The sequence below is a fragment of the Myxococcales bacterium genome (assembly GCA_016717005.1).
In the GTDB taxonomy this organism is placed as follows: domain Bacteria; phylum Myxococcota_A; class Polyangia; order Haliangiales; family Haliangiaceae; genus UBA2376.
In genome coordinates this window covers 316,467-328,894 of the sequence record JADJUF010000008.1, presented here as the reverse complement: position 1 = coordinate 328,894, position 12,428 = coordinate 316,467, and the positions used below count along the sequence as shown (strand labels likewise).

The window sequence follows — 12,428 nt, the reverse complement described above, 5'->3', positions numbered from 1 at the left end:
GCGACCCGTGATCGCGCCGAGCCTGGCCCGGCTGATCCCGGCCCTGGGCCGCGCCCGGCGCGGCGGCCACCTGTGGCGGCGCGATCGCCCGATCGTCTGGGCCCACCGCGGGGTCAGCGCCCACGCCACCGAGAACACGCTGCCGGCGTTCGCGCTGGCCGCCGCCCACGGCGCCGATGGCATCGAGCTCGACGTCATGCCGTGCGCGACCGGCGAGATCGTGGTGTTCCACGACGACGATCTGCGCCGGCTCGCCGGCCGGCCCGAGCGGATCGACGCGCTGCCGTGGTCGGCGCTGGCCGCGGTCGAGCTGACCGGCGGCGGCCGGGTGCCCCGGCTCGAGCAGGCGCTCGAGGCCGCCGGCGACCTGCTGGTCAACGTCGAGCTGAAGGTCGTGCACCCCGGGCGGCCGGGCCCGCTGCCGGCGGCGGTGGCGGCGATCCTCGCCGACGTCGGCCGCCGCGACCGGCTCGTGGTGTCGTCGTTCGATCCGGTGGCGCTGTGGCAGTTCCACCTGGCGGCGCCGCAGATCTCGCTCGGGTTCCTGTTCGAGCTCGACGTGCCGGCGCCGTGGCGCGCGATCGGCGCGCTGCTCGGCGCGTCGTCGCTGCACGTGCAGCACGACCTGTGCACGCCGTCCGCGGTCGCCGGCTGGCGCGCGCGCGGGTTCGCGGTCCACGCCTGGACCGTCGACGATCCGGCGCGGCTGCGGGCCCTGGCGGCGGCCGGCCTCGACGGGGTGTTCAGCAACGATCCGCGGGCGGCCCGGGCGGCGCTGGCCGGGCGCTGACCGGAGGGCCTCGGGGTCGCCGGTCGCGATCACGCCGTCGCGATCACGCCGGTCCCGATCACGCCGTCGCGATCACGCCGTCCCGATCACGCCGTCCCGATCACGCCGTCCCGATCACGCCGTCACGTCGGCCGTCCCGATCACGGCGTCACGATCAAGCCGTCCCGATCACGGCGTCACGTCGGCGCGGACCGTGAACGCCGGTCGCGATCACGCCGTCCCGATCACGCCGTCCCGATCACGCCGTCACGTCGGCGCGGACCGATCACGCCGTCCCGATCACGGCGTCACGTCGGCGCGGACCGTGAACGCCTCGGCGCCGCGGGTGATCGAGGCCTCGATCGCGGTCGCGGTCCGGAGCTCGCCCCACAAGGTCGCCAGATCCGGCGGGCTCTCGAGCGTGTGGCCGTTGACGCCGGTCAGCAGATCGCCCGGCGCCAGATCCAGCGTCGCGAACATCGAGCCCTTCGGCAAGAGCCGCACCAGGCGCCAGCCGGCGAAGACCCCGCCCGGGCGCTCGGCCGAGACCTCGAGGCCCTTGAGCAGCTCCCCGGGCCCGGCGTCGAGCACCGCGATCAGCGCCGCCTGGGTGACCGTGGTCGCGCGCAGCCCGGGGGCGGGCACGGCGACCTCGGCGCCGTCGATGGACGCGCCGGCGTCGATCGGCGGCGCGCCCGCGCGCGGGTCGTCCTCGTCGAACGGCGACTGCGGGTTGACCTTGGGGCCGCACGCCACCGCGGCGGCGAAGACGACGACGAAGCCGGCCCAGCGCATGCCTGACGCTGCCGCGGCCCGGGCCCGCGCGCAAGTTTCGGGTTAGCGCGCGAGCAGCTTGAGCACGGCCGAGACGATCTCGGCGGTCACGTGCTCGAGCGGCGCCTCGCCGTCGATGATCTCGATGCGCTCGCGGCCGAACGTCAGCTTGGCCATGACCTCGTCGTAGCCCTCCGCGACCTGGCGCTGCATCTCGAGCTTCTCGAACAGCTCCTCGGTGCGCCCGGCTGCGGCTCGGCGGGCCGCGGCGACCTCGGCCCGGACCCGGAGGAACACGGTCAGGTCGGGCGAGCGCGCGTGCTGGTTGCACGCGGCGATCCAGGCCCGGGCCGCGCCGGTGCCCTGGTACGCCAAGGACGAGTGGTACCAGCGGTCGGAGATCACGATCGTGCCGGCCGCGAGCGCCGGGGCGACCTCGCGCTGGACGTGATCCATGCGGTCGGCCGCGAACAAGAGGCCGAACGTCCGCTGATCGATCTCCTCGCCCTCGATCGCGTGGCCGCCGGTCAGCATCGCCCGCAGCAGCGTGCCGATCGGCCCGTCCGAGGGCTGCCGGGTGACGTGGACGGCGCGGCCGCGCTCGGTCAGCGCCTGCGCCAGCAGCCGCGCCTGGGTGGTGGTGCCGGCGCCATCGAGGCCTTCGAGCACGACGAGCTTGCTCATCGCCCGGGACCATCGCAGGGGCGCGGCCCGAGCGCAATCGTCCGGCGGTCACCGCGGCGCGGAGCGGTCGACGCGCCCGCGCCGGCGGCGGTCACCGGCGGTCACACCTTCGCGCAGATCGTCGCCGGCGAGGCCTCGACGTGCGGCGTGACCACCGCGGGCGTCATGTACTGCTGGGGCTGGAACGGCTACGGGCAGCTCGGCGACGGCAACACCACGGAGCTGCCGATGCCCAACCCGACCCCGGTACGCGGTGGCTTCACGTTCGCGACCGGCCGGTGAGCGCCACTGATCGGCGGCACCGCCGTCGACGTCGGGCCGCGGCGCGTCTGCATCGACACGTGGCACCGGCGCGCATGGTCTACTCCTTCACGAGCGAGGACACCCGCGCGGCAGTCGCGGTTGTGATCACCGCCGCGTGAGCGCCAGCTCAGCGACGCGACCCGCTGGGTGACAAGGCGATCGGACCGTCGGACGCGAGGGCGGCGAGCGGGCGCGGCGCGTCGAGGTCGATCAGGCTGACCCCGGGACCATCGCAGGGGCGCGGCCCGAGCGCGATCGTCCGGCGGTCACCGCGGCGCGAAGCGGTAGTGGGCGACCAGCCACTCGCTGCCGCCGGCGTAGCCGAACAGCTCGGCGCAGGCGAGGAAGAACACCCGCCAGCGCTGGTAGCGCCGGTCGCCCTCGGCGCCGCCGCCGAGGATCGGCACGACCGCGGCACGGGCGCCGTCGAGGTTGGCCAGCCAGGCCTCGGCGGTCCGGGCGTAGTGGGTGCCGTCGAGGCGCCAGGCGTCGTCGAGACGCAGCGCCCCGGCCACGCGCGGCAGCAGATCCACGGCGGGCATGATCCCGCCGGTGAAGAACTCGCGCGCCATCCAGTCGGTGGCGCCCTCGTCCTCGTAGAGATAGGTGAGCGCGCGGTGCGCGAACACGTGCACGAACAGCCGCGCGTCGGGGCGCATCCAGCCGGCGACCCGGGCCAGGAGCGCGCCGTGGTTGCGGACGTGCTCGAACATCTCGACCGAGACCACGCGGTCGAACTGGCCGGGCGCGGCGACGGTGTTGATGTCGCCGGTGACGATCCGCAGGTTGGTGAGCCCGCGGGCCCGGGCCGCGGCCTCGATGTAGCCGCGCTGGCCGTGCGAGTTCGACAGCCCGACCACGCGCGCGCTGGGGAACCGGGCCGCGGCCCACAGCGCCAGCGCGCCCCAGCCGCAGCCGAGGTCGAGGATGTCCTGGCCGTCGGCGAGGTCGGCCCGGGCCGCGGTCAGCGCCAGCATCGCGGCCTCGGCGTCGGCCAGGGTCCGCGCGTCGGCGGGCCAGTACCCGCTCGAGTACTTGCGGTGCGGGCCCAGCACGTGGCCGTAGAACGCCGCCGGCACCTCGTAGTGCTGGGCGTTGGCGGCGTCGGTGGCGATCGCGATCGGCGCGGTGGCCAGGGTCGCGCGCAGCGCCGCCTGGCGGGCCGCGGTCGCCGCCGGGCCGCCGCGTCGCTCGTCGCGCAGCCGGGCCGCGCACACCGCGCGGATGCACGCGCGCACCAGCGGCGTCGGCACCCAGCCGCGATCGATCGCGGCGGTCACGGCGGCGGCGACCTGGCTCACGCCGGCCTCGGGCGGCGGCGGGGCAGGGGCACGAACGCGCTGGTCACCTCCTGGTAGCGGCGGTAGGCGTCGCCGCGCGAGCGCAGCGCCTGGGCCTCGGTCGCCGGGATGCCGGTCACCTTCCAGATCGACGCGAAGATGATCGCTGGGCCCACCAGCGCGATCGCGCCCCACGGGTGCGCCAGCGCGTAGCGCGTACGCGACCCACAGCAGCCACTCGCCGAAGTAGTTCGGGTGGCGCGAGTACCGCCACAGCCCGACGTCGCACACCTGGCCGCGGTGGGCCGGGTCGCGCTTCCAGCGCGCGAGCTGCGCGTCGGCCACGATCTCGATCGCGAGCGCGGCCACGCCGAGGCCGAGCCCGACCCAGCGCAGCGCGCCGCGGAGGCCGTCGGCCGGCGCCGCCACGAACGGCACCACCAGCGCCACCGCCAGCACCGCGGCCAGGAGCGCCTGGGCCTGGAAGAACACGAAGAACGGCCCGGCGCCGGCGCCGCCGCGGCCCCAGCGTCGACGCAGCTCGACGTAGCGGCCCTCCTCAGGCCGGCCGATCAGCCGGTCGGTGGCGAGGTGGAGCGCCAGCCGCAGGCTCCACGCGATCGCCAGCGCGGCCAGCGGCCACGGCCGCGGCCCGTCGAACAGCGCCAGCCACGCACCGAGGCCGAGCGCGAACGACGCCGACCACCCGACGTCGACCCAGGCCCAGTTGTCGACGCGGCGCGCCCACGCCCACAGCCCGAGCTGCAGGGCGGCGGCGATGGCCCAGAACCCCAGCAGATGGTGTGCGATCGCGGTGGTCACGGCTCGACCGTACTCCGACGCGCGCCACGCCGCCGCGGTTACGGCTCGCGCGGCAAGAGCAGCAGGTACGCGTGCGGCGCCCGCTCGATCAGCACGACCCGATCGGGGCCGGTCTTGGCCACCAGCGGGTACCACGGCTCGCCCATGTACAGGTCGACGTCCTCGACCTGCTCGGGCCGGTACAGGTCGAGCTCGACGTAGCGGCCGCCGGTCTGGGTGTCGACGGCGAGCGCGTAGCTCCACTCGCGGGTCGAGCGCGGCGGATACAGGTCGTTGTGCAGGGCGCCGCCGTAGACCACGACCATCGGCCGGGTCTCCTGGTGCTCGTCGCGGTAGCGCACCGCGCTGGCGGCGACGCGCCCGAGCTCCCGGGTCACCAGCCCCAGCAGGCGCTCGGGATCGACGCCGTCGGGGGTGACCGCCGCCGCGAGGTCGTCGCAGGTGAGGCGCATGACGTGGGCGGTGATCGAGTTGGCCTTGGTGATCCCGAACAGCGACGAGATCTGGCCAGTGGTCGCGGCCGGGCGCCGCATCGACTGCTCGATCCGGCGCGAGTTGTCGACGCCGGTCTTGCAGCCGGGCGCCAGGGTCCAGGTCTCGATCACCAGATCCGAGGTCTGGCGCGCGATCGCCGGCAAGAGCTCGCTGGCGAACCGAGCCAGCGCCGGGGTCGCGGCGGCCGCGCGATCGGTGCGCTCGTGGATCTCGCCGATCCCCAGCACCCGCGGCCGATCCGCCAGCACCACCTGCATCGCGGCGGCGACGTCGGGGTGGACGGTGTGGCGGGGCACGAACGCGTCGGCGGCGAGCGCCGCGTCGGCGCTGGCGGTCATCCCGGCGTCGAGCGCGCCGCGGGCCGGCTCGGCGCGCCGGCCCCCACACGCGGTCGCGAGCCCCAGCGACGCGATCACGACCAGGCGGGCCTGCATCACCGGTAGACAGTACCGCGGGTCGATGGTTGCCGGAAAATGTCGCCCTGGCCCCCCGCCGCCGCTCAGCTTGTTACAGTGCGCGCATGGCGCCGCGGCCCGAGCATCTGCGACTGGTCCCGCTGTTCCGGGGATTCACCGACGACGAATTGCTCGGCGTCGCCGAGCTGTTCGAGCCCGTCGTGGCCCGCCCGGACGGCATCGTGTTCGAGACCGGCGAGGCCGCGACCGAGCTGTACCTGTTGATCGAGGGCGAGGTCACGCTGGTGCGCCCGGCCGACGACACCTACCGCCTGCGCCCGCCCGCGCTGATCGGCGAGCTGGGCGCGCTGACCGGCCTGCCGCGCTCGTGCCGCGCGGTGGTCGCCGGCGAGGCCAAGCTGTTCCGGCTCGAGGCCGCCCGGCTGCAGCGCCACTTCGGCGACAACCAGGAGCTGGGGGTGCGCTTCCTCGCCAACCTGCTCGAGGTGGTCGCCGACAAGGTCCACCGCGATCAGCGCCGCATCGGCGACATGCGCCAGAACATCGTGCGCACGCAGAAGGAGCTCAAGCAGATCCGCACGCTCATCCTCGAGAGCCCGGAGAGCCCGCTGTCGCAGCCGATCCACGACGCCGTCGACGATCTGATCTCGCACAACCGCCGGGTCAACTACTGGGTCGAGCCGCCGGTCGCCGCGTCGGTCAAGTTCCGCCTCGACGCCGGCACCGCCGACGTCAACGAGCTGTCGCGCACGCAGGTCTCGGTGACCTGGCCCGATCGGACCCCGCCGGCCAACGGCGCCTGGCTCGCCGGTGTGCTCGAGCTCGGCGGCACCGAGGTGCCCGCCAGCGGCAAGGTCATCAGCGTCGACGGCAAGCGCGTCACCCTCGAGCTCGACCTGTTCATCGACATGTACGCCCAGGTCCTCGAGGGCTACCTCACGCGGGTCCAGCTCCTCGACATCCTGGTCTAGGCGCGCGGCGGCGCCGTCGGCGCGGTGTGGATGATCCGCGGCCGCGCGATCCAGCGACCCAGGCCGAGGCCGCGCCCCGAATCCGATGCTCCTGGCCCGGGGCGATCAGCCGTGTCGACGAGCGTTCGCCACGCTCCTACCGGCATGCGTCGGGGCCCCAGTGAAGCGGCCCCGCGCGATCAGCCATGCGTGGAGGAGCTTTCGCAAAGCTCCTCCTGGAACCTCAGCGCTGCGAGACCTTGCCGTCGGTCTTGGGCGCCTCGGACGGCTTGGTCGGCGCCTTGGGAGCCGGGGCCTTGGGCTCGGCCTTGGGCGCCTGGGCCTGCTTGGTGTCCTTGGTGTCGTCCTTCTTCTCGGCCTGCTTGGTGTGCCCCTCCATGCCGGGGCAGGCGAGGGCGGCCGAGGTCATGAAACCGAGCGCGACGATGCTGGCGAGGATGGTCTTCATCCGGGACAGTCTGCCACGGGCTCCCAAGGTCGCCAAGCCGGTTCGTGTTGCCGGTCCTGCTCACGTCGGAGCCGAGATGCCGCGCAGGGACGTGCCCCCGAGCCATCGCCGGCCCGGCGCGAGACGTCCGAGCCCTGACCCTGGGTTCGGCGACGGGCCCCGCTGGAGTTCGCGGCCTTTGCACGAACCTGGTGCGCGGACCACCGGGCCCGGGCCGGAGACGTCATCGACGTCGATGAGGCCGCGGCTGCGGCACCAGTCGTCCGCGAGCAGCCAGGTGCGGATGCCGATCACGGGGCTGCCTTGAGGACGGGGCCCGGGGACGTCGTCGACGTCGATGAGCCACCGCCGCTGCGCCAGCCGACCGCGTGCAGGCAGGTGCGGGGGGCCGGGGACGTCGTCGATGTCGATGAGCCACCGCCGCGACGCCAGCCGACCGCGCGCAGCCAGGTGCGGGCGGGGCCGATCACGGGGCCGGCCCGGGGACGTCGTCGACGTCGATGAGCCACCGCCGCGGCGCCAGCCGACTGCGTGCAGCCAGGCGCGGGCGGGGCCGATGTCCGCCCCGACGCCGTCGGCGGCCTCGCGCGCGGCTGAGCCACACGTGGACCGCCTCGCGCGCGGCTGAGCCGTACGTGGCCGCCTCGCGCCGCCTGCGCCGGCGTCCGCCCCGACGCCGTCGTCGGGCTCACGGGCGGACGTGCGCGCCGGGTGCTGCGCTCGCTCAGCGTCCCAGGCGTCCCCGCTGCCGTCGCCGCTGGCCCGCGGGGCGCCCGAGGGGGCATCGCCGCAGCCCCGAGCGATCACGTGCGCCGCCTCGCGCGTGCCGCTGCGCGACGATCACCGCTGCGCGGTCAGCGGCCGCGGCGGATGCGCCCGGCGTTGTGCTGCTCGAGGAAGTCGCCGATCAGGTAGAGCTGATCGCGGAAGTTCTTGCGGTTGTCGTAGGCCGCGAACCGATCGGGGTAGCGGTCGGCGAGCTGGTGCATCGGGTGATCGTCGAGGAGGGTGCCGATCATCGCGCAGTCGGCGCCGAGCTGCGACTCGTCGATCTCCAGCGCCGGCAGCTTGATCGGCGCGCTCGCGGCGCCGGCCGCGATGCGATCGGTGTCGATCACGTCGCTGAAGTCGTTGGCGGCCCGGGTCCGCTGGTTGAGCGGCACGAGGTCGAAGCGGCGCTCGATGTGGGCCAGGGTCGAGCAGTGATCGCGGACCGTGCTCGAGACGCCCTGCTTGATGTACGGGCCGATGACCAGGTTCGGGACCCGGAAGCCCATCTGGTCGAAGCCCTGGCCGGCGAAGTCGTCGACGGTGGTCGGCGGCGGCACGTGGTCGAAGAAGCCGCCGTTCTCGTCGTAGGTGATGACCAGCATGGTCCGGTCCCAGACCGGCGACGACGCCAGCGCCAGGTAGATCGACGCCAGGAACTGCTGGCCGTAGATCGGATGGATCGGCGGGTGATCGTCGTTGAGGTTGAAGCCGGGATCCAGGTAGGTCACCGGCGCCAGGTCGCCCTTGGCGGCGTCGCGGAAGAACTGCTCGTACAGGAACAGCCGCCCGGTCTTGTCGAGCGTGTCGACGATCGCCAGCACCGGGATCGTGACGTAGTAGTAGCGCCAGGGCACGCCCTTGTCGTCGAGCCGGTGGTGGATGCTGGGCCAGGTGAACCCGCCGAGCGGCAGGTCGTTCGAGGTGATCGCGTTGGAGCTGCCCGAGTGCCAGTACATGCGGTTGGGCCAGGTCGGGCCCATCACCGAGCAGAACGTCCGGTCGCAGGAGGTGTAGGCGTCGGCCAGCGCCCAGGTGACCGGCACGTGGGCGCGGGTCAGGTACTCCATCGGGTGGTGGAGCGTGCGGTCGCCGTGGGAGTTCTGGTGCGCCGCGACGAAGCCGGTGTTGGCACCGGCGGCGAATGAGTTGTGCGCGGCCGCCCAGCCGTGGGGCGGATCAGGCACGCACATGTTGCCGATCGTCGCCTCGTAGGCCGGGACCTCGACGCCGTCGAGGTCGGGGTTGGACATCGCGCGGGTCAGGCCGTCGCCGGGCAGCCCCTCGAACGCGCGCGCGCCCAGCAGGTGATCGTACGACCGGTTCTCCATCATCACGACGACGATGTGGTCGATGCCAGGCGGCAGCGCGTTGTCGCCGCACGCGGCGAGCAAGCGCGTGCCGGCGGTGGCACCGGCGAGGGCGCCCATGGTCTTCAAGGCATCGCGACGCTTCATGGCTCGAAGCCTAGCCGACCCAGGTGGCGTGCGCGTGACGGAAGCGTCGCGTCGCCCGCGCAATCGCTGCGCGCGCGATCACGTCCGCGAGGTCACGGCAGCGAAGGCTCCCGCGCGGTCCCGTCGGCGCGGTCCCGTCGGCGCGATTCCGTCAGCGCGATTCCGTCGGCGCGATTCCGTCAGCGCGATTCCGTCAGCGCGGTCACCCCGTCGGCGCGGCCCCGTCGGCGCGATTACGTCGGCGCGATTCCGTCAGCGCGATTCCGTCAGCGCGATTCCGTCAGCGCGGTCCCGTCGGCGCGGTCACCCCGACGCGCGTGCGGTCACGCCGGCGTGCGGTCACAGGAGCGTCGCGATCCAGGCGGCGCCGACCCACATGCCGATCGCGGTGCCCAGGCCCGACAGGATCGCGACGAGCAAGATCCGCGACACCGGGTTGCGCCAGAAGCCCTTGAGCGTGGCGATGTCGTCGGGCAGGCGCTCGCAGTCGCGCACGGTCGGCCGCCGCAGCCACGCCTCGACCACGCCCACGACCATCGCGGTGCCCAGGAGCGGATGGATCGCCGCGATCGGCGCGACCACGATCGCGGTCAGCACCGACAGGGGCTTGCCGCCGCCGAGCAAGGTCAAGCCCCCCGCGCCGATCGACGTGGGCAGCACCAGCGCCATGATCACGTCGGTGACGCTGACCTCGTCGGAGTGGAACGCGCCCCAGACCAGCCCGAAAACCAGGAACGCCGGGATCGCCCACTTGACGATCGTCCACAGCAGCGACGGCCGGGGCAGGGCGTCGAGCGCGACCTTGTCGACCGGCTTGCCCCGGTGGGCTAGCATGCCCGGCACGTGGGCCGCGCCCACGACCGCGACCACCGACTTCGCCCCAGCGGCGGCGGCCTCGACCCCGGCCACGAGGTACTGATCGCGCTCGTCGATCAGCGGCCGCTTGACCTCGGGCAAGGTCCGCGCCAGCTCGGACAGCATCTCCGACAGGGCCTTGGGCTCCTTGAGCGCCTCGATGTCCTCGGCGGTGGTCGGCCCGGACCTCCTGGCCGGGGCGTCGTTGTCGGCGTCCTTCTTCTTGTCATCGTCGTCGTCGTCGTCGTCGTCGTTGCCGGCCACCAGGGACGCCAGCAGCATCGAGCGCTTCCACAGGCCCAGGCTCGACCAGGTGCGCTTGAGCGTGGTGTGGATGCTGCGATCGATCAGCTCGACCCGGGCGCCGACCGCCTTGGCCTCCTCGATGGCCGCGAGCAGCTCGGCGCCCGGCTTGACGCCGAGCGCCTCGCCCATCTTGCGCTGGTAGCTGGCCAGGGCCAGGTGCGCCAGGAGGTACAGGGTCTTGCCCTCCCGGATGACCTTGAACACGTCGAGGTTGCGGAAGGCGTTGTCGGAGGTCAGGGCGTCGTAGCGCCCCTGGCACAGCTCGACGCAGACCACCTCGGGCCGGACCTCGCGGATGACCTGACGGACCTCGTCGACCGAACGGGCCGACACGTGCGCGGTCCCGACCAGGTGGACCGGGACGCCGTGCACTTCGAGTTCGGTGACCGCGGACGACACCGGCGCGTTCTAGCACGACGACCGCGCCGCGATCTGCTACCTAGCCATCATGGCCGACGCCATCGACCCCGCCACCCAGATCGAGCTCGAGGCGGCCGCGTTCCGCCGCCTGGTCGAGCACTTCCGCCAGCGCACCGACGTCCAGAACAAGGACGTGATGGATCTGGCCGGCTTCTGCCGCAACTGCCTCGCCAAGTGGTACCGGGCCGAGGCCGCCGAGCGCGGCGTCGAGCTGACCGACGAGGCGGCCCGGGAGCGCATCTACGGCATGCCGTACGCCACCTGGAAGGCGACCTACCAGAAGTGAGCGACGCCGACGCCACCCCGTTCGCTCAGCTCGGCGGCGAGGCCGCCGTGCGCCGGCTGGTCGATCACTTCTACGACCGCATGGATCTGCGCGCCGACGTCGACGAGCTGCGCGCGCTCCACGCCGCCGACCTGGCGACCGCCCGGGACAAGCTGACCTGGTACCTGACCGGGTGGCTGGGCGGCCCCCAGGTCTACGTCGAGCGGTTCGGGCACCCGCGCCTGCGGGCCCGGCACCTGCCGTTCACGATCGGCCCGGTCGAGCGCGACCAGTGGATGGCGTGCATGCGCGAGGCGCTCGCGGCCGAGGTCGCCGACGCCGCGCTGCGCGCGCACCTCGACCGGGCCCTGGCCCAGCTCGCCGACCACATGATCAACCAGCCGTGACCGCCCTGGCGCCCGTGACCCTGGCCGAGCTGGTCGACCGCGCCGCCGCGTTCGACCGCGCGGTCGCGGTGACGCCGGGCATCGACCGGTTCTGCTCGTCGGCGCCGTGGGTCGTGGCCGCGCACCACGCGCTCATGGGCGATCGGGTGCCGTGGCTGGGGACCGTCGGCGACGGCTGGATCGCGCTGGCCCGGGCCCAGCGGCCCGGCGGGCGCTACCTCGAGCCGCTCGAGCTGGCCTGGGGCCTGGCGTGCCCGCTGCTCGGCCCCGATCCGGCGGCGCTGGTCGACGGCCTGATGCAGGCGCTGGCGCTCGATCGCGACTGGGACCTGGCGCTCCTGGCCGGGATCACCACCGGCGGTCCCCACCACCTCGCGCTCCGGGCGCTGCTGCGGCCGGGCTGGCGGCTCGGGGTCGGCCCGTCGACCGAGCGCTACGTCGCCAGCCTCGCCGGCGGCGTCGACGGGTTCCTGGGCCGCCGCAGCCGCAACTTCCGCAAGGCGGTGCGCACCGATCAGCGCCGGGCCGCCGAGGCCGGCCTCGTGTTCGTGCCGGTCGCGGTGACGCCGGCGACCGCGCAGGCCTGCCTCGAGCGGATCGTCGCGATCGAGAGCCGGAGCTGGAAGGGCCAGGCCGGCGTCGGCGTCGATCAGGGGCCGATGCGCGACTTCTACCAGCGCATGATCGAGCCGCTGGCGGCGACCGACCGCGCCCGGCTGATGATCGCGGCCGTCGACGACCGTGACGTCGCGTTCATCTTCGGCGGGGTCTTCGCCGGCGAGTACCGCGGCCTGCAGTTCTCTCACGACGTCGCGTACCGCAGCTACGGCCTCGGCAACGTCGCGCAGCTGGCGCAGATCGAGGGGCTGGTGGCGGAGGGCGTGGACACCTACGACCTCGGCACCGCGATGGACTACAAGGCCCGCTGGGCCGAGCAGGTCGTGACGACCACGCTCTACGCGATCGCGCGCTGACGCCCGGCGCCCTT

At 73.8% G+C, this 12,428-nt stretch carries 13 protein-coding genes; 6 read left to right on the top strand and 7 right to left on the bottom strand.

The features are described from left to right. Positions 1-7 precede the first annotated feature (7 nt). The gene (locus IPL61_11190; protein MBK9031872.1) at positions 8-790 is read left to right on the top strand and encodes a glycerophosphodiester phosphodiesterase; all 783 of its coding nucleotides are present in this window, start codon (positions 8-10) and stop codon (positions 788-790) included. Between the two features lie 279 nt (positions 791-1,069). Here the strand turns inward: IPL61_11190 and IPL61_11185 are convergent, their stop codons facing one another. Continuing rightward, positions 1,070-1,564, bottom strand: coding sequence for a hypothetical protein (locus tag IPL61_11185; protein MBK9031871.1), 495 nt, complete (start codon positions 1,562-1,564; stop codon positions 1,070-1,072). 42 nt (positions 1,565-1,606) lie between these two features. Further along, complete coding sequence (gene tmk / locus IPL61_11180) at positions 1,607-2,227, bottom strand: dTMP kinase (protein ID MBK9031870.1); 621 nt, start codon at positions 2,225-2,227, stop codon at positions 1,607-1,609. Between tmk and IPL61_11175 the strand changes: the two genes are divergently transcribed. After that, positions 2,114-2,509: a hypothetical protein gene (locus tag IPL61_11175; protein MBK9031869.1), complete on the top strand. Its 396-nt coding sequence runs from the start codon at positions 2,114-2,116 to the stop codon at positions 2,507-2,509. The two genes, tmk and IPL61_11175, sit on opposite strands and share 114 nt — an antisense overlap. Before the next feature lie 287 nt (positions 2,510-2,796). On the opposite strand, the gene IPL61_11170 is transcribed toward IPL61_11175, so the two are convergent. Both IPL61_11170 and IPL61_11165 read right to left on the bottom strand, forming a co-directional pair. Further along, positions 2,797-4,632 carry a DUF1295 domain-containing protein gene (locus IPL61_11170; protein MBK9031868.1) on the bottom strand — a complete coding sequence of 612 codons (1,836 nt, stop codon included), beginning with the start codon at positions 4,630-4,632 and terminating at the stop codon, positions 2,797-2,799. A 38-nt stretch (positions 4,633-4,670) separates the two neighbouring features. Beyond that, positions 4,671-5,564: a hypothetical protein gene (locus IPL61_11165; GenBank protein ID MBK9031867.1), complete on the bottom strand. Its 894-nt coding sequence runs from the start codon at positions 5,562-5,564 to the stop codon at positions 4,671-4,673. Positions 5,565-5,647: 83 nt separating this feature from the next. Between IPL61_11165 and IPL61_11160 the strand changes: the two genes are divergently transcribed. After that, on the top strand, positions 5,648-6,514 hold the full coding sequence (locus IPL61_11160; GenBank protein ID MBK9031866.1) for a cyclic nucleotide-binding domain-containing protein: 867 nt from the start codon (positions 5,648-5,650) through the stop codon (positions 6,512-6,514). A gap of 223 nt (positions 6,515-6,737) precedes the next feature. On the opposite strand, the gene IPL61_11155 is transcribed toward IPL61_11160, so the two are convergent. The 3 genes from IPL61_11155 to IPL61_11145 form a co-directional block, all read right to left on the bottom strand. Further along, on the bottom strand, positions 6,738-6,962 hold the full coding sequence (locus IPL61_11155; protein ID MBK9031865.1) for a hypothetical protein: 225 nt from the start codon (positions 6,960-6,962) through the stop codon (positions 6,738-6,740). Positions 6,963-7,816: 854 nt separating this feature from the next. Continuing rightward, positions 7,817-9,187, bottom strand: coding sequence for a phosphoesterase (locus IPL61_11150; protein ID MBK9031864.1), 1,371 nt, complete (start codon positions 9,185-9,187; stop codon positions 7,817-7,819). A gap of 339 nt (positions 9,188-9,526) precedes the next feature. Beyond that, positions 9,527-10,747, bottom strand: a complete 1,221-nt coding sequence (locus IPL61_11145) for a TraB/GumN family protein (protein ID MBK9031863.1) — start codon at positions 10,745-10,747, stop codon at positions 9,527-9,529. A gap of 49 nt (positions 10,748-10,796) precedes the next feature. Between IPL61_11145 and IPL61_11140 the strand changes: the two genes are divergently transcribed. The 3 genes from IPL61_11140 to IPL61_11130 are packed head-to-tail and all read left to right on the top strand — an operon-like array spanning position 10,797 to position 12,414. Continuing rightward, positions 10,797-11,054: a DUF1244 domain-containing protein gene (locus IPL61_11140; GenBank protein MBK9031862.1), complete on the top strand. Its 258-nt coding sequence runs from the start codon at positions 10,797-10,799 to the stop codon at positions 11,052-11,054. Then, the gene (locus IPL61_11135; GenBank protein MBK9031861.1) at positions 11,051-11,440 is read left to right on the top strand and encodes a group II truncated hemoglobin; all 390 of its coding nucleotides are present in this window, start codon (positions 11,051-11,053) and stop codon (positions 11,438-11,440) included. The genes IPL61_11140 and IPL61_11135 overlap by 4 nt, the downstream gene beginning before the upstream one ends. Beyond that, complete coding sequence (locus IPL61_11130) at positions 11,437-12,414, top strand: GNAT family N-acetyltransferase (GenBank protein MBK9031860.1); 978 nt, start codon at positions 11,437-11,439, stop codon at positions 12,412-12,414. The genes IPL61_11135 and IPL61_11130 overlap by 4 nt, the downstream gene beginning before the upstream one ends. The last annotated feature ends 14 nt before the right edge of the window (positions 12,415-12,428 follow it).